Genomic DNA, 17,633 nt, shown 5'->3' on the forward strand with positions numbered 1-17,633 from the left:
AAGAGATTTTGATTAGCTCCGACAGACTATGTCGTACTCGCTTAAGAATCGAGACGATAGTAGCTATATTTTACGTCTTTTTCTTTATAGACCGCATAGGTTTTTTGACGAAAATCAGAGAACCAACCATTACCTGTATATCCCGCAATATGGCCATATGTGTGGCCACTGGTCCGCTCAATAATATAAATATCGCCTTCTTGAGGACGGTTAAAAGCGGGTTTAATTTTCTTATAACCATTTTGTTCAAGCGTATGCCCCCAATCAGAGGCAGCCACAGGATGCTTTGACACATCTGCTCCCGCTGCTTGTAAAGCAATACGGATGTTTTTGGCACATTTTTCTTTGCTATGATTGGCAGATATACTTTCAAGCTTACTTGAGAACTTGTGCAAATTAATATTTTGATCTTCAGATTGATGACTTTTCGCATCAGATTTTTTATGTTTTTCAGTCGTCGACGCTGCTTTACGCAATATCACTTTCGTTTTTAAATCACTTTGAAAACTGTCTTCTTTTCTCACTTTGATATGGTGAACATGTGCATGAGCTGCGTGATGAGCATGAGCCATTTTAAAACCTACTTCCGCTAACCAGTCTTCGAAAAAACCGCGCCATTGTAGAATCAAAATTGCTCATTGGTTTTTAATAGTTGTAACAAATTGCCAGCACTGTGAAGTGAGTCACAAAATCCATCAAGTACTGTACAGCATAAAAAACGCCCCTTCGGGCGTAATAAAACTATTTATTTATCTATAATTACTGGGTTAAAGATTCACCTTTCCAAGTCTTAATCATAGCATCCGCAGCATTTTCAGTGACAAAGTCACAATATTTACCGGCATAAGGTGGAACATATTCGTCCACACCAGATTGATGATGATATTGCCCAGAATATTCGGTATCGTTTATTGTAAATTTCATTGCTAATAATAACTCATCGCGCGACCAACTAATGCCTTGCCATGTTCCCATTGCAGGTGCAGTACGATTTGAATCTACATACAAAGGCGCAGTACCGTCACTAGAGAACCCAATATAATCTTTATTGCTGTAGGTTTTATTAATCATCCAACAAGTTGAACCCTTAGGAAAATTAGCTACATTTTGCTGTAATAATGCATTGTAATAATCTTCAAAAAAGCCTTGCTGACTAAGTGGCAATGATTCATAAATCCACTGGCCTAAATATTTAGTCACTGGTTGACCTGAAATATCAATTTTAACTAAATCTTGATTTAAAAATAAATTATCACCTTTCACTAAGTTGGCTGGCTGATAGTTTAAAGCTGTATCAGAAAACTGGACTTGAGAACCTAACAAATACCATGTGCCATCAGTTGTTTTAATCGGATCTAAGGTCACTCCCTGATCAGTGAAATAATGCTGACTAAGTTCATAACCTAATGGATGATTATCAGGATAACTTATATAAATCTTATTATCCTGAATCTTATAATTTTTCTTCTCAATCATTGGATTTCCAGCGATCTGACTCGCAGAAAAACCAACAAGTCTCTCACCTTGTTCCTCTGTCTCATCATTACATGCCGAAAGGCTTAATATACATAAACATGAAAGTATTAACTTTTTCATTATGTTCCTAAATTATTAATATAATGTAATCTTTATTATCAATAATTTGCTCTTTTTGGCAATGTAAAAATTAAATAATTCAGATGAGAGGTACTATAGTTTTATTAAGAATTATTCTATAAAACTTAATATCAGACTAACTAAAAATCATCTAGTTGGATAAGATGACTCACTATTATCATCTTTTCCCCTAAATTATTTCATAGTCATTTTTCTTTTAGAAAAGAGAACTAAAATTTTCATGCTAAATTAATCTAAAAACCTTCAATATTAAAACTTAATCATTAACATCACGAACCTTTATAAAAGTTTTGTGGTAATTAGACTAGCAGGTTAAATTCCATTGAAATATCCCATGTCCTTACAAGAAATGATATCAAATATTGAACATATTTCTGATGAGCACACCATCTATGCTGAACAACCTTGGGATATTACATCCAAAGCAATTGCTCTATCAGACGATGAAAAGATGGAGGTTATTATCAAGGATAAGTGCTACAGCTATTTTCTTGAAGTATTTATTATCAAAGAGTTAATAGAAGACTTAGATGACTCTTTAAATAATCAAAACCTTGTATTTAAGATCATTCAATACGCAATAAATGATGCATGATGAATATCATTGTTAAAAACAAACTAATCCTGCAATAAATGATTTTTTATAGTTTTTTTTAGAAGCTAGATTAATCCTCATAGAGTTAGCTTTAAAAACCCAAATAAAAGCAGTTTTCTAGTAAGATATAACGTGAACTAGAAATTATTATTTAAAAACAAAAAACGCCCTTTCGGGCGCTTTAATTAAAATACATATGGTCGAACAAAAATTAGGAAGAAAATCCCAAGCATCAGGAACCATTTTAAAAAGTAATATAACTTACGATTTTTGGCTTTTAATGCTTTGGCTTTAATACGAATTTGGTAGACATAACCAAACGCTTTATTTAAACCACCTGTTTGATCACCTGTTTCATTCGGTGAACTTGCCGCGGTCATCACACTACGACCAAACCAATGGTTGAAACGTTCCATCCACTTCACTTTCATTGGCCGCTCAACATCGGCAAAGAAAATGATACGGTTTTGGTCAGTCTTATTTTCAGCATAATGAATATACGTTTCATCAAACACTACACTTTGACCATCACGCCAAGAGTATCTTTCGCCATCGACGTCAATAAAACAACGGTCATCATTTGGCGTAATTAAACCCAAGTGATAACGCAATGAACCAGCATATGGGTCACGGTGTCTTACCAAACGGCTATCGGGTGCAAGCTCAGTAAACATTGCTGCTTTAATTGTCGGCAATGTTTTAAGAAGAGCCGTAGTTTTCGGACAAAGCTCGGCAGCAGATGGATGACTTGATTCGTACCATTTTAAATAAAAACGCTTCCAACCTGTTTTAAAGAACGAGTTAAAACCTAAGTCGTTATAAGTACTCGATGCTTTAATCCCACCTTGATCATATAAAGCTTTTGCTTCATCACGAATCATTTCCCAATTTTCGTCCAACACTTTTAAATCTTTAAAATGCTGAGTGTCGATATAAGGCTGATTCGGCACCTTTGAAAAGATGTACATTAAAAAGTTAATCGGTGCGAGCAGGGTTGAATGGTCAAAAAATTGACGATAAAACGAGTGACGCACTCTGCCGCGATGTTGGATATACAATGCTGATATCACAAAAATCGCTAATATGATCCACTTAATCATATAGTTACTCGCCTTTAAGCATCTTTAAAGATACTTCGAAGAAATTTGAAATTGGCGAGAATAATAACAAACTCTCAAAGAAAATTCAGACCTAGAACCGCAAATATTATTTTTAATAAATAGAAATCTCAAAAATATTCATTCTTGAGATTTCCTAAACTTAGCTTTTAAATTAGTTTTGATATGCTTGCCAATTTAATGCAGTCAGAGAATCAAGTGCTTTTGCAGCGGTTTCATTATAGACATAACAACCAGATTTCAATTGTGCAAGTTTTAATTGAGCAAGACGAATGTTTTTAGGATCATCGGTATTTTTTAAGAATATTTCCCAATGCTTAATCTCTTGATCAGCGGTCCAACCAATGTTACTCATGTAATCTGCTGCATATGTCTTACCTTGATATTGCACCGCAACACCAGCACCCACAGCAAAACCTAAACTAGTATCATAAATCGTTGTCCATGGAACATTTTGCCATGTCCCCTTAACTGCCTTATAAGTAAAACCAAATGGAGTCGTTTGATTCAAATAATTCAGATACTGAGCGTTTTCAGCATCAAAATCCTCAAAACTTTGATTAATTTCGTAATTTTGATCAACATTAAAAGCAAATGTCTCTAGATTAGATTTTTTTGAAACTAAACGATAACAACTACTTCCTTCAGGAAATTTACTCTGCCCATAAGTATTAAGAAATAAACGTCCCTTAGCTGTACTTTTATCGATAACTGGAAAACCTACTGCTCGATACCCTGGTAAAACAGTATCAAACATATTCTTATTAGAAAGGTCAACTCGTTGAAATTTCCAATCTTCTTTAACATCTCCAATGATGTCTAATCTCCAATCTGTCATTGAATTAAAATTCATGACATTGATTGCTTTATCAATAGGGAAATAGAGTTTTTTCTCTGTTAGCAGATAATCACCTAAAGCTTGATTAGAGGATCCATCCGTTGATTTTTTATTAAATATTTCAAAATAAGCATTATTTAGCTCATCTGTTTGTTCATTTAGATTATCTATTTGATCAGGGTTGTAATCCATAAAATAATAACGGGTACCATTCGCAATAGAATCTTGTGAATTACCACTTTGATTGTTATTCGCTGAATTATTATCACTAGAACCACCACCTCCACATGCACTCAACATAAAAGGAAGGATGGCGAAAATCATAAATTTATTTTTTAACATAATACATACTTTATTGAACATTTTTATAACACAAAGTTTATCCAAAGATAAAAAAATAGACAATACTTTCTGTCTAATAATTCTCAAATACTCTTAATTTTTTATTACCAGTTCAAAATTAAAATAATTAACTATCTGCTAGATTTTCTCTGTTCATATTGAACTCCTGCCAGTAAGCAGTCTTTTAAATAAAAATGTATTTTTCATATATATAGTTTAAGAAAGTTGTTAAAAAAAATTTGATGACCCTTGCGTCACGGCTTGATACAACTTGTCAGGTTTTTTTTAGATATAGTTATCGTAAGATTAGCGAAGCATAAATGTGTACCGAAGCTGTACACACGCTTCATAACATCAACTTAGAAGTCCTCCAAAACCAAGGAGATCAGGCATGATCCACGCTGGCAATGCCATTACCGTCCAAATGCTTTCGGACGGAATTGCAGAATTCCGCTTTGACTTACAAGGTGAGTCGGTCAATAAATTTAACCGTGCAACAATTGAAGATTTCCAAGCTGCTATTGCTGCGGTAAAAGCAAATAATGATATTAAAGGCTTAGTTGTTACCTCTGGCAAATCAACATTTATTGTTGGGGCAGACATTACCGAGTTTGGTGAAAATTTCGCTCAAGGTGAAAAAGCGATTGTTGACTGGCTTATGCCTGTTCACGAAATCTTCAATAGCTTTGAAGATTTAGACATTCCAAAAGTTGTTGCTATTAACGGTATGGCGTTAGGTGGCGGTTTTGAAATGTGTTTAGTGTGTGACTATCGTGTGATGTCAGAAGCTGCACAGGTTGGCTTACCAGAAATTAAACTTGGTATTTACCCAGGTTTTGGCGGTAGCGTACGTTTAAGCCGTGTTATCGGTATTGACAACGCTGTTGAATGGATGGCAATGGCTGCTCCGAAAAAACCGGCTGCTGCATTAAAAGACGGTGCTGTAGATGCGGTTGTAGCTCCTGATAAATTACTTGAAGCTGCAACTGATTTAGTTAAACAGGCGATTTCTGGTCGTTTGAACTGGAAAGCAAAACGTCAAGAAAAACTTGATGCTGTAAAATTGAACCCGCTTGAACAAATGATGGCGTTCAACACAGCAAAAGGTGCTGTACTTGCTAAAGCAAATCCTGCTCAATACCCTGCTCCAAAATTATTACTTGATTCATTACAAGCGGGTGCAAGCCTTGCGCGTGACGAAGCATTAAAAGCTGAAGCTGAAGGTTTTGCTAAAGCAGCAATTACTCCACAAGCTGGTGCATTGATTGGTTTATTCCTCAATGACCAAGTTGTTAAGAAAACTGCTAAGAAACATGAAAAAGGTGCTCATCCTGTAAACCAAGCAGCTGTACTTGGCGCTGGTATCATGGGTGGTGGTATTGCTTACCAAGCGGCAAGCAAAGGCACTCCAATTATCATGAAAGATATTGGTAACCCACAACTTGCACTAGGTATGTCAGAAGCGAACAGCTTGTTAACTAAACAAGTTGAACGTAAGAAAATGAAACCTGCGCAAATGGGTGAAACACTTGCACGTATTCGTCCTACTTTAAGCTACGATGAGTTTAAAGAAGTCGACATCGTGATCGAAGCGGTTACAGAAAATCCAAAAGTTAAAGAAATCGTTCTTGCAGACACTGAAAAGCATGTTCGTGAAAATACGATTATTGCGTCTAACACGTCTACAATTTCAATTACGCGTTTAGCGAAAGCTTTACAACGTCCTGAAAACTTTGTAGGTATGCACTTCTTCAACCCAGTTCACATGATGCCGCTTGTAGAAGTAATTCGTGGTGAAAAGACTTCTGAAGAAGCTATTGCAACAACTGTTGTTCTCGCTCAAAAAATGGGTAAAACACCAATCGTTGTAAACGACTGCCCAGGGTTCTTGGTTAACCGTGTATTGTTCCCTTACTTTGGTGCGTTTGACCTTCTTGTAAAAGACAGCGCAGACTTCCAGCAAGTTGACAATGTGATGTCTAAGTTTGGTTGGCCAATGGGTCCTGCTTACCTCATCGACGTTGTAGGTATTGACACAGGTGTACATGGTGCAGAAGTGATGGCTGAAGGTTTCCCAGACCGTATGAAGCCAGACTACAAAGGTTCAATCCAAGCAATGTACGAAGCTAAACGTCTTGGTCAAAAGAATGACGTTGGTTTCTACAAATACGAACTCGACAAGAAAGGCAAGAAAGCAAAAACTGTTGATCCAACAGCGTATGAAATCATTGCTCCTTTCGTCACTGGTGAAAAACGCGAGTTTGATAACCAAGAAATCATTGACCGCATGATGCTTGCTTTCTGTAACGAAACAGTTCGTTGCTTAGAAGACAACATCGTTGCAACTGCAGCTGAAGCTGATATGGCAATGATTATGGGTGTAGGTTTCCCTCCATTCCGTGGTGGTCCATGTCGTTATATCGACCAAACAGGTGTTGCTGAATACGTTGCACTTTGCGACAAATATGCACACTTAGGTAAGGCTTATGAAGCGCCACAAATGTTGCGTGACATGGCTGCTAACAACAAAAAATTCTACGGTTAAGGAGCAACGTGAATGGCTACTTTAAATCCACGTGACGTTGTCATCGTTGATGGCGTACGTTCTGCAATGGGTAAAACCAAAAACGGTATGTTCCGCAATGTACGTGCTGACAGCTTATCTGCTGAATTAGTTCGTGCACTCGTTGCTCGTAACCAGTTTGATACCAATGAAGTTGAAGATCTGATCTGGGGCTGTGTAAACCAGACTCTAGAGCAAGGTATGAACATTGGACGTAACATCGGCTTATTGGCTGACCTACCAAAAACTGTGGCAGGTCAAACTGTTAACCGTCTTTGTGGTTCTTCTATGCAAGCACTTCATACGGCTGCTGCACAGATCGCAACAAACCAAGGTGATATCTTCATTATTGGTGGTGTAGAGCACATGGGTCACGTAGGTATGATGCATGGCATTGACCTTAACCCAGAAGCATCTAAACACTACGCTAAAGCATCTAACATGATGGGCTTAACTGCTGAAATGTTAGGTCGTATGAATGGCATTAGCCGTGAAGAGCAAGATGCGTTTGGTGTGGAATCTCACCGCCGTGCTTGGGCTGCAACACAAGAAGGTCGTTTCAAAAACGAAATCGTTGGTGTTGAAGGCCACGATGCAAATGGTTTTAAAATCCTTTGTGACATCGATGAAGTGATTCGTCCAGATGCAAACCTTGAATCGTTCAAAGCATTACGTCCTGTATTCGATCCAAAAGGCGGTACTGTAACTGCGGCTACATCTTCAGCTTTATCTGATGGTGCTTCTGCAATGTTGCTTATGTCTGCTGAGCGCGCACAAGCGTTAGGTTTAAAACCACGCGCTGTGATTCGCTCTATGGCAGTTGCAGGTTGCGACGCTGCAATTATGGGTTACGGTCCAGTTCCTGCAACTCAAAAAGCGCTTAAACGTGCTGGTTTAACGATGGCTGATATTCAAACTATCGAATTAAACGAAGCATTTGCTGCTCAAGGCTTATCAGTAATGAAAGGCTTAGGCGTTTATGACAAGCAAGACATCATTAACTTAAATGGTGGTGCGATTGCTTTGGGTCACCCACTAGGCTGTTCTGGTGCGCGTATCACCACTACGTTGTTAAACGTAATGGAACAACAAGATACTCAAATCGGTCTTGCAACGATGTGTATCGGCCTTGGTCAAGGTATTGCAACCATTATCGAACGTGTTTAATTAACACCAAGATAAGAAAATCCCCGCTCAATGCGGGGATTTTTTTAATGGCCTTGAAGACCATCTTTAATTTTCTGCTGTAAATCTATAATGTCATTAATATTCACTTTCATCGTCCCATCACGAAAAGCATCGACATTACTTCGGTTAATTTTCAGAGGCTCTAACATTTTAAAAATACCGTTGGTTGGGTCAGAGGATTGTATTCCTCCTGCTACCGCTAAAATATATTCTTGCAAAAACGGAGAAAGTTGAGACAAATCTGGCTGGGCCATGACTGGCTGATAATCTACCGTAGCCATGCCTTCAGGGACTAAAGCATTCTGTATATCATAATGAGTTTTATACTCATGATGTTGCAGAGCCTGACGCACTTTTTTATCTTCTTGGAAGGGTACAAATCCCACCTCTTCACGTAGCTCAGACTCAGCCATAACGCGAATTGTTGGTAAAGTAGCAACTTCTTCAGCTTGAACAGTCGGCAACCCCATAAAAGCAAATGCAGCGATCAAAGCTGATTGTTTTAGAAAGTTCATAACTTGCTCCAAAAATCAGTCACCCTATTCAAATTAAAAGATGATGATTAAATTAAAAGTATCTATAAATAGGCTACAACAAAGTCGAATTCGATTCAGTAAGGCTCAGATAAACGGTAAATATAATTAAAATTTTTAATGTAATAGTAAGGTTCTTTTATTTATTAAAAACTGCGACCTATAAAAGCACTCTATAACTTAGACAAAAGTGTCCAGATTATAGAGTGCGATCTATCTTATAAAGTTTATCGACTCTCCAACATCTCTTTTAAAGAACTCACTACTTGCGGAAATGTCGTATAACCTTCCCGTCCTAAAAAATGCCCGCCATTAGGCACTGTAATGTACGGCGCATCAATTTCTTTAGCGAATTGAATCGTAAGTTTTGGTGGAACCAAATCATCATTATCAGATAAATACACCAGCTTTTTCTTTATGTCATGAAAGTAACTCGTGTCGACTTTGCTTTTTGTTATATAAGCATCGAGTGGGGAAAAATCTGAAATTGGACCAGAAAATCCGGATACTAAAATCATTCCTCCAATGTTTTGATAATCATGTCTTTGTAAAAAGTGCAGTAACGTAATTACCCCTAAACTGTGTGCAACAAAATAGGTATTTTCATCCACACTAGGGATATGTTGGTCTAAAACCTTCTGCCACGCATCTACATCTGGATGTTCAGAATCTGGAAATGGAATTAAAGTAACGGTTGTATGATCATCTTCTATTTGATGTTTTAGGTCTAAAAACCAGTGATCATCTATAGAGGCTGAATAACCATGAAGCACAAATATTTGACGCATGTTGTTCTCCCGAAGTTCAATTATTTTGGCATTTGCAACAAATGACATGAAGCCGAATAACACCAATAAAATGAGTTTTCTGATCATGGAACAAGTACCATTTTGAAAGATATAAACATGCTAAACTATGACACCACTGTTAAGGTCAACCCTATTTTATGAACCTTGCCAAAGTTGCCGAACTCACAAAAGTAAGCCCTCGCATGCTGCGTTATTATGAGAGTTTAGGGCTTATACAGCCTCATCGGGCGAGTAATAACTATCGAAGTTATACGCAAAAAGATATTGAAAATATTAAGAAAATTAAAATATTAAATGATGCAGGAATGAATCTAAAAGACATTCAGGCTTTGTTACCTTGTTTTGATTTAGATGAACGCGTATTTACGCTATGTTCAGTAGTTCAAGAAAAGCTGCAAACTGAGCTCATGCACGTGTCCCAGCAGTTAATCAAACTACAAACTTCTCAAAGTTTATTACAATCTTTTTTAAGTAAAGGGAAAGCTGAGAGCACCAATCCATAAATTTTGATGCTCACGTTCAATTTATTCTTTTAAATCTCCCTCTAATGCAGCTACGTTCCTTTTCTTAATTTTTTCAACTTTTGCATTCAGCTTTAAAACATCTTGGTAAAGCTGGTTAAATTTTTTGACCTGAGCATTTTCATGAAAAAGAATCATCTGGTCTTTCTTTTGCCATGGATAGTTTTTTAGAAGTTTAAACATTTCTTCTGCTTTATCTAAAATTTGCAGTTCAATCATAAAAATTGCGTGATCTTGATCAGCCTTTTGTTGAGACCCCAATTTCATTTCCAGCAGTTGTCTCATCTCTGCATCCACAGATAATTCCTGAACTTTTGCTAAGAAAGTTTTATGAATTTTTTCATATTGAGTTTGATATTTATCTGAAGCCGTACGAACATCGGCTAACATTTTTTCTGTTTCCACATACTTCTGTTTTTTATCAATATCTAAACGATCAACATTTAAAAAAGTATCCCATTTGGCTGCTTTTAATTCTCTTAAATATTCATTACGTGCATTTATATTTTGAATCCAATAACTTAAGAGAAATTCTGAAATTTGCTTATAGTGACCTGCTAAACGTTTATCGTGAATATCGAGTTGGATGGGTTTAGACCAGTCTTGTGCTTGGTCATAAAGCTGGTTCATTTTTTCAGTCATGACCACATCAAACATTTGGCTACTGTCTTTGGCCTGTTGCTGTTTGATATGTTGATAGGTGAAAAAAATAATACTCGTGATAACAACCAGACTTGCAATTGCAATCAAAACTCGGCGCATATACACCTCCTATTTCCCTTCTTATAGTTTTGCTCTTTATAGTTATAAAATAGAGCTTATATCTTCTTTATATGCCATTTATTTCACAATACGCAACACTCTATTCGCTATTCAAAGCTTTAAATCCTTGAACATCATCCCTATTATGATGGGTAATTAAAATTTAAGAGATTCTCCCATGCGTGTTGATGTTTGGTCTGATGTAGTTTGTCCTTTCTGTTATATCGGCAAAAAACGCCTTGAACATGTAGCTGCTGAAGCAGGTATTGAGCTTGAAATTCACTGGCATAGTTTTGAATTAGATCCTGATGCGCCAGCAAAACATGACACTTCAAATACAGAACGTTTGGCTAAAAAATATGGCCGTACCTATGAAGAGATGGAAGAAATGGAGCGCAATATTGCGGCTATGGCTGCCTCTGAAGGTATTGATTTCCAATGGCAAAAGGCTAACTCTGGCAATAGTTTCAATGCACACCGCATTATTCACCTTGCGCAAAGCAAAGGCCTAGGCAACCAAGCAAAAGAAGCTTTTTTCCATGCTTATATGACCGAAGGTTTAGCGATTGGCGAACGTGAAGTTGTTGAAGAAATCGCTTCTCGTATTGGCCTTGATAATGCCGAAGTTGAGTTTGTATTAGATACAAATGAACTATCTGACTTTGTTCGTCATGACGAAAAAATTGCGAAAGAGCAGTTAAATGTTACTGGCGTGCCATTTTTTGTATTTGATCAAAGAATTGCACTTGCAGGTGCTCAACCACGTGAAGTCTTTTTAAAAGTCTTAGAGCAAGCACAGCTCAAAGCAAATGCTGAAGAAGTTGAGCAGGATGATGCGGCTGTTTGTAATGATGAATCATGTGATATTCCACAGAAATAAGTCAGCACAATTGAAAGTGTGATTAAATCGTATGTTTTATCACCATTTTAGCAATAGAGCGTTCTAAAAAAAGAACTATCCAATTGTTTAAAATCAGTTTATCATTACGGCTTAGAATATTCGCGCTGTAATGTTCTGTTTTTTATGTGTTTAATGATCGGAATTTGAAGTTTCCTTGATCTATCATCCCCCTTAATTGGGGGATTTTTTTTGGTTAGAAATAATCGCCACTAGCTTAAACTCTTTAAATTATTTCAAATATGTAAAAAAAGTTAAATTTACTTAACTTTTGTGTCGTCCTCTTGATTTTATTAGAAAAATCAACAAAATTGAAAACAACAACAAAACATAAAGATAGATATGAAAACATTTCACGTAATACCTTATCGGCAGCTTTTTGCACTTATAACTATTGGATTCGGTTCAGTGTGCATCACTCATGCAGAAACCACCTCTTCCTCTCAAAAACAGCAAGCAGAAGGTTTGTCATCTGGAGTTCAAACCGAAGTTACAACAGATGAAAATCTGTTAGACCAGATCCCACGTTGGGTAGATGCGACCCCAACCATTTTTCCAGAGCAGTCTAATCAACCGATTGTTCCACCTACCGAACAAACAGAAGATCAAACATGGGTTGACCGTAAACAAAAGAACATTCGTCATTGGGCCGATCGTACCTCTGAAAAAATTGATAACTGGTTTGGTGAAGTCGACCCACAGAAACCTGCTACAGCAACCATCCGTGTAATGGTCGATAACTATTGGAATGAATACGACAATTTTGAAATTAAGCCCAGAATTCGAGGTAGGATTAAGCTACCTACTCTAGAAAAACGTCTAAGCGTGGTCTTTGGTGATGACTCTTTAGATAACGAATTTGATAATAGCCCAGCCAATATTAACCAGAACCCGAATCAAGATTCAAATAAGAAGTTAGATGGTAAGCAAACTCGAGATGACAACAGTTCCATTGCTTTACGCTGGTCGAATTTTTCTAAAAGACTCCCTTTTGAAACAGATGCTGACTTAGGTATTCGCTCTGGAGACGATATTTACGTTCGTTTAAAAGCATCAAGAGATTGGCAATTACGTAATGATTTTAAATTCTATGCAGAGCAAATCTATCGTTACGGCATAGACAGCGAAAACTACTTACGTACTAATCTTGAGCTTACACATGCCAGACCAAACCAACCGTTTTTATCGAATCAGTTCAGCTTAACCTATGCCGATGACCAAGACGATGATCTAGCTTGGGAAAACCGGACTTTCCGCGAGCATAGTTTCTTTGCAAACAACCGTTTTAACTATGGTATTTATACAAGTGGTTATTACAACGACAGTGACTTACGTTTAAACAGTTGGGGGCCGTTTGTTTCATGGCGCCAGCCCGTTTTACGTGAATGGTTCTTTGTCCAAGGAGATGTAAATTACTTTAATGACCAACGCGAAGATCGCAACCATTTTGTCAGCACATTCTTGCGCTTAGAGGCTCTTTTTTAAGCTGCCAAACATCACCTTGGAACCTTCATCCAAGGTGATGAATAATAAAATACTTTTAAATAAAAATTTAAGCTTAGTCTCTTAAAATTTTATTCTAATTTTTGATTCTTTATTTTTTGAACGATGAATCAATTCTCTCCTTTTTCATTTCAATACAGATCGGCTGCGTTAGTTTGTATTTATAGTTTGGGCGTATTGGCTTTACTTCCACATACTCAATTTTTTTATACTTCTTTAAAGCACCAACGTTCAAGACGACATTCCTACTCGTCCAACCAACTCAACAAAGCAAACAGACAATCTCTGCCATTTGCACTCTCTCCTTGTGAAATAGAGACAAATAATGCTTTACCCGATGTAGCTTTAATTCAAGAGCTTATGGTGGTATTTGGAAATGATACGTTATGGAAGCGTGCGCAGTCTGAACATCCTTATAAAGCCTTAGGCAAAAAAAAGAAGAAGGCTTCGTCAAATCAAGCTACTTTAACAAATCCACTCAGTGCAAGCTGGGCCACCATTTCAACCTGGATGCCTTTTGAAAATAATCTTGATTTAGGTTCAAACTCAGAAAGTGATGTCTATGTACAATTTTTGGCAAAGAAAAAATGGAATTTAAGACATAACATTAGCATAGATACTGAACAGGTATTTCGTTACGGTTCGACCAGCCGACACTACACTGAAACCACTCTCAACCTAACGCAGAAAATGCAAGATAACACATTATTTTCTAATAAATTTAATGTAAACAAGAGCGAAAATGAAGATTACAACTGGGGAAATTGGACTTTTCAACAATTTGAGTTTGTAAAAGATAATAGTCTGACTTACGGTGTTTATAGTGGTGGCGTATATACCAAAAATGACATGCGACTAAATAGCTGGGGACCTTATATTTCGTGGCGCCAGCCTTTGTGGCGAAATTGGCTTTTTATGCAAAATGATCTTAATTTTTTTAACCATATTGATGATGATCCTAAACATCAACTCAGCGTTCAAATGAATCTAGAAGCTAATTTTTAGTCAAAAATTACCAAATTGTGGATAACTCTTTCTTTATCCACAAAAAAGCCCCTGAAGGTTCAGAGGCTTTTTTTTATACTGAATTATTTCAGCAACAAGCTATTAATACGTTTTACATAAGCTGCCGGATCTTCTGGCAAACCACCTTCAGCAATAACAGCCTGATCGAAAATCACATTTGCCAAGTCATCAAAATGTTCTGAACCTTCAAGTTTTTTCACTAATGGATGTTCAGGGTTAATTTCTAAAATTGGCTTAATTTCAGGAACTTCTTGCCCCGCTTGTTTTAACATACGGATGAGTTGAGGTGATAACTCACCTTCACTTGTTACTAAACACGCAGGAGAGTCGACCAGACGCGTAGTTACGCGTACTTCTTTGGTTTTCGCTTTCAATGAATCACTTAACTTATCAACTACAGGTTTGAATTGTTCAGCTGCTTGCTCAAGTGCTTTTTTCTCTTCAGCATCTTGCAAGTCACCTAAATCAACCGCACCTTTAGAAACATTCTTTAATGGCGTACCTTCAAACTCTTGAACAAAGTTCATTGCCCATTCGTCAACACGCTCTGCCATTAACAGTACTTCAATGCCTTTTTTCTTGAACAACTCAAGCTGTGGCGAGTTTTTCGCTGCTGCTAAACTATCAGCAGTTACATAATAGATGGCTTTTTGGCCCTCTTTCATACGTGCCTTATAGTCAGCGAAAGAGGTCGTCACTTCATCATTTGTTGAAGTCGCATAACGCAATAATTTTAAAATACGTTCACGGTTACCAAAGTCTTCGCCCAAGCCTTCTTTAATGACTGAGCCAAACTCACTGTAGAATGTCTTAAATTTTTCTTGGTCTTGTTCATCTTCCGATTTAGCCAAACCATCAAGCACAGTTAATACACGGCGTGCATTACCTTCACGAATCGTTTTCACATCACGGCTTTCTTGCAGCAACTCACGGCTTACATTGAGTGGTAAGTCTGCACTATCCACCACACCTTGAACAAAACGTAGATAATTTGGAATTAAATTATCTGCATCGTCCATAATGAACACACGTTTTACATAAAGCTTAATACCCGCTTTTGCTTCACGAGTAAAAATGTCATGTGGTGCTTTACTTGGAATATAAAGTAATTGTGTATATTCGGTGCTACCTTCAACACGGTTATGGGCCCAAGCCAGTGGCGCTTCAAAGTCATGCGTTAAGTTTTTATAGAACTCAACGTACTGCTCTTCAGTCACTTCGCTCTTGTTACGTGTCCATAAAGCACTGGCTGAGTTAATCGCTTCCCACTCGCCAGTCTTGACCATTTGACCGCCTTTAGACTCTTCGCCTTCAGCCGCCTCTTCCTCTTGCCAAACTTCTTTTTGCATTTCAATTGGCAAACTAATGTGGTCAGAGTATTTATTAATAATCTGCTTAACTTTATAAGATTCTAAATAATCAAGCGCATCATCACGCAAGTGAAGAATGATATCGGTACCACGGGAAGCTTTATCAATTTGCTGAACTTCAAACTCACCCGTACCACCGCTAATCCAACGCACCCCTTCAGATGCATCTAGACCTGCACGGCGTGATTCCACTGTAATTTTATCGGCAACAATAAAACCTGAGTAAAAACCAACACCAAATTGACCAATCAACTGAGCATCTGCTTTTTGATCACCAGTCAATTTTGACATGAAATCTTTAGTACCCGATTTTGCAATCGTACCTAAGTTATCAATCGCTTCCTGCTGGTTTAGGCCAATCCCGTTATCAGAAATTGTTAAAGTTTTATCTTCTTTATTTAAAATGACACGTACATGTAAATCTGGATCATTTTCATAATATTCAGGATGATTAATTCCTTCAAAGCGCAACTTATCACATGCATCTGATGCATTAGAGATAAGCTCGCGTAAGAAAATCTCAGGGTTAGAATAGAGAGAATGCGTCACTAAATGTAAAAGCTGTGCAACTTCCGCTTGGAAACTATAATTTTGTGATGCTTGTTCACTCATAAATCACTCCTTAAATTTTGAAGTCTGTTTGTTCTCGAATGCTTTATGAATGGAGTACTTCTAGAATTTTTCAATCCTGAATATTAAAAATTTTTTCTAATTAGAACGGCCCATGACTTAATACTCTATCTTGCAATATCGTATCTAACTGTTTTTGGCGTTGCTGATAAGCTTTGCTAATACAACTTACACCAGCAGCACAAGCATTTCTTTTTTTCAGCCATTGCTGCTGAGCATCTTTTTGACTATCGCGCCCACCCATCGGCAATGCATGCAGAACAATTTGGTAGGTTGTTGCCATTTTGACATCTGCATCATTTAAGGAACGATTTTTACAAATACTCTTTTCCGTTTTCGTTTTTGCGGCATCACACGAGAAACTTGCAGCTTGTAAATTTTGTGTGAACGCTATACCACTAAAAAGTGCTAAACAAAGCGCTAATTTGTTATTCATGATTTTATTCCCCTGTTTGTAATGAATAAAAATTAGTTTAGAAAAAAATATGCATAAGATGTGTAGAAAACTGTCTGTTTTATGCTTTTTTTAGTGCAAATAAACTCATAAAAAAACCTCACATAAAAATATATGTGAGGTGCCTGAGTCTAGGTTTATTATTATATTGTTCTATTTATTATTATGCTTAAAATTTATAGCTATAACCTAAAGTGTAAACAAACGGATTAATATCTAAATCAAACTTAGTCCCGTCATTTAAAGTAACTTCTGGACTTAAATCAGCATAACGAACATCGACAAACACGCCCCAATTTTTAGCATCAGCAGGTTGGAAATTAAAACCAACTTGTCCTGCAACACCAAAATCTTCTTTCACATCTTTTACAATGCCATCTTCATCCCAAGCAATAAATGCTGTAGCGCCAACACCAATATATGGCGTAAAACGAGTCGAATTTTTAAAATTATATTTAGCAGTAATCGTTGGTGGTAACTGTTTAAGACTCGCTACTTTATTTCCATTTAACAACACATCATGGTTAATTGGTGCGGCTAATAATAACTCTGCCGAAAATGGAGATTGACCAAAAAAGTATTCTACTGATGGCGTAAATGCATATTCATGGTCTGCTTTAACTACAGTGTTTTCAGCAAGTGTCGTATCTTCTGATGGCGCGATAACACTACCACCAAATTTTACTTGCCAGTTACCAGCAAATGTAAAAGAAGACATCCCCATTAACGCAACAACCAAAACTTTTTTGAACACTTTAATATCTCCAACCTTATTTATATTTATAATAAACATGTATTTTAATATCATACAATACTCATTATAAAAATATTTTATATTTTATTTTTAAATAACTGTTTTAAATAAA

General features: G+C 36.9%; 17 protein-coding genes. 7 read left to right on the top strand and 10 right to left on the bottom strand.

The features are described 5' to 3' along the window. Nucleotides 1-41: 41 nt before the first annotated feature. Nucleotides 42-572, bottom strand: coding sequence for a CHAP domain-containing protein (locus AC2117_RS17200; protein WP_133976423.1), 531 nt, complete (start codon nt 570-572; stop codon nt 42-44). Between the two features lie 187 nt (nt 573-759). Beyond that, nucleotides 760-1,596, bottom strand: coding sequence for a hypothetical protein (locus tag AC2117_RS17205; protein WP_133975692.1), 837 nt, complete (start codon nt 1,594-1,596; stop codon nt 760-762). Between the two features lie 355 nt (nt 1,597-1,951). Between AC2117_RS17205 and AC2117_RS17210 the strand changes: the two genes are divergently transcribed. Beyond that, on the top strand, nt 1,952-2,212 hold the full coding sequence (locus AC2117_RS17210; RefSeq protein WP_133975693.1) for a hypothetical protein: 261 nt from the start codon (nt 1,952-1,954) through the stop codon (nt 2,210-2,212). 185 nt (nt 2,213-2,397) lie between these two features. Here the strand turns inward: AC2117_RS17210 and lpxO are convergent, their stop codons facing one another. Beyond that, nucleotides 2,398-3,312 (bottom strand): lipid A hydroxylase LpxO, encoded by a 915-nt coding sequence (gene lpxO, locus AC2117_RS17215; protein ID WP_133975695.1) that lies wholly within the window; start codon nt 3,310-3,312, stop codon nt 2,398-2,400. A 172-nt stretch (nt 3,313-3,484) separates the two neighbouring features. Continuing rightward, nucleotides 3,485-4,510: a hypothetical protein gene (locus AC2117_RS17220; protein ID WP_171459077.1), complete on the bottom strand. Its 1,026-nt coding sequence runs from the start codon at nt 4,508-4,510 to the stop codon at nt 3,485-3,487. A gap of 391 nt (nt 4,511-4,901) precedes the next feature. On the opposite strand from AC2117_RS17220, the gene fadB reads away from it, so the two are divergent. Then, nucleotides 4,902-7,055 (top strand): fatty acid oxidation complex subunit alpha FadB, encoded by a 2,154-nt coding sequence (gene fadB / locus AC2117_RS17225; protein WP_133975699.1) that lies wholly within the window; start codon nt 4,902-4,904, stop codon nt 7,053-7,055. Between the two features lie 12 nt (nt 7,056-7,067). Next, nucleotides 7,068-8,240: an acetyl-CoA C-acyltransferase FadA gene (fadA, locus tag AC2117_RS17230; protein ID WP_004640802.1), complete on the top strand. Its 1,173-nt coding sequence runs from the start codon at nt 7,068-7,070 to the stop codon at nt 8,238-8,240. Between the two features lie 44 nt (nt 8,241-8,284). Here fadA and AC2117_RS17235 read toward each other — a convergent pair whose 3' ends face one another. Together AC2117_RS17235 and AC2117_RS17240 are read right to left on the bottom strand one after the other, a co-directional pair. Beyond that, a complete protein-coding gene (locus AC2117_RS17235; RefSeq protein WP_197730946.1) occupies nt 8,285-8,776 on the bottom strand; it encodes a hypothetical protein in 492 nt (163 codons plus the stop codon). A 245-nt stretch (nt 8,777-9,021) separates the two neighbouring features. Beyond that, the gene (locus AC2117_RS17240) at nt 9,022-9,669 is read right to left on the bottom strand and encodes an RBBP9/YdeN family alpha/beta hydrolase (protein ID WP_133975703.1); all 648 of its coding nucleotides are present in this window, start codon (nt 9,667-9,669) and stop codon (nt 9,022-9,024) included. 71 nt (nt 9,670-9,740) lie between these two features. Between AC2117_RS17240 and AC2117_RS17245 the strand changes: the two genes are divergently transcribed. Further along, a complete protein-coding gene (locus AC2117_RS17245; protein WP_133975705.1) occupies nt 9,741-10,106 on the top strand; it encodes a MerR family transcriptional regulator in 366 nt (121 codons plus the stop codon). Nucleotides 10,107-10,127: 21 nt separating this feature from the next. On the opposite strand, the gene AC2117_RS17250 is transcribed toward AC2117_RS17245, so the two are convergent. Next, nucleotides 10,128-10,886, bottom strand: coding sequence for a hypothetical protein (locus AC2117_RS17250; RefSeq protein ID WP_045436774.1), 759 nt, complete (start codon nt 10,884-10,886; stop codon nt 10,128-10,130). Between the two features lie 178 nt (nt 10,887-11,064). On the opposite strand from AC2117_RS17250, the gene AC2117_RS17255 reads away from it, so the two are divergent. The 3 genes from AC2117_RS17255 (at nt 11,065) to AC2117_RS17265 (ending at nt 14,292) form a co-directional block, all read left to right on the top strand. Beyond that, a complete protein-coding gene (locus AC2117_RS17255) occupies nt 11,065-11,766 on the top strand; it encodes a DsbA family oxidoreductase (RefSeq protein WP_133975707.1) in 702 nt (233 codons plus the stop codon). Between the two features lie 360 nt (nt 11,767-12,126). Beyond that, the gene (locus AC2117_RS17260; RefSeq protein ID WP_133975709.1) at nt 12,127-13,269 is read left to right on the top strand and encodes a hypothetical protein; all 1,143 of its coding nucleotides are present in this window, start codon (nt 12,127-12,129) and stop codon (nt 13,267-13,269) included. 123 nt (nt 13,270-13,392) lie between these two features. Then, a complete protein-coding gene (locus AC2117_RS17265; RefSeq protein ID WP_133975711.1) occupies nt 13,393-14,292 on the top strand; it encodes a selenocysteine synthase in 900 nt (299 codons plus the stop codon). An 83-nt stretch (nt 14,293-14,375) separates the two neighbouring features. Here the strand turns inward: AC2117_RS17265 and htpG are convergent, their stop codons facing one another. From htpG to AC2117_RS17280, 3 genes are all read right to left on the bottom strand, one after another. Beyond that, the gene (gene htpG / locus AC2117_RS17270; protein ID WP_133975713.1) at nt 14,376-16,295 is read right to left on the bottom strand and encodes a molecular chaperone HtpG; all 1,920 of its coding nucleotides are present in this window, start codon (nt 16,293-16,295) and stop codon (nt 14,376-14,378) included. Between the two features lie 100 nt (nt 16,296-16,395). Continuing rightward, on the bottom strand, nt 16,396-16,749 hold the full coding sequence (locus AC2117_RS17275) for a lysozyme inhibitor LprI family protein (protein WP_042894431.1): 354 nt from the start codon (nt 16,747-16,749) through the stop codon (nt 16,396-16,398). Nucleotides 16,750-16,936: 187 nt separating this feature from the next. Continuing rightward, entirely contained in the window at nt 16,937-17,521 is a 585-nt protein-coding gene (locus AC2117_RS17280) for an OmpW/AlkL family protein (RefSeq protein ID WP_133975715.1), read from the bottom strand. Nucleotides 17,522-17,633: the final 112 nt, after the last annotated feature.

This window comes from Acinetobacter calcoaceticus (assembly GCF_900520355.1).
In the GTDB taxonomy this organism is placed as follows: domain Bacteria; phylum Pseudomonadota; class Gammaproteobacteria; order Pseudomonadales; family Moraxellaceae; genus Acinetobacter; species Acinetobacter calcoaceticus_C.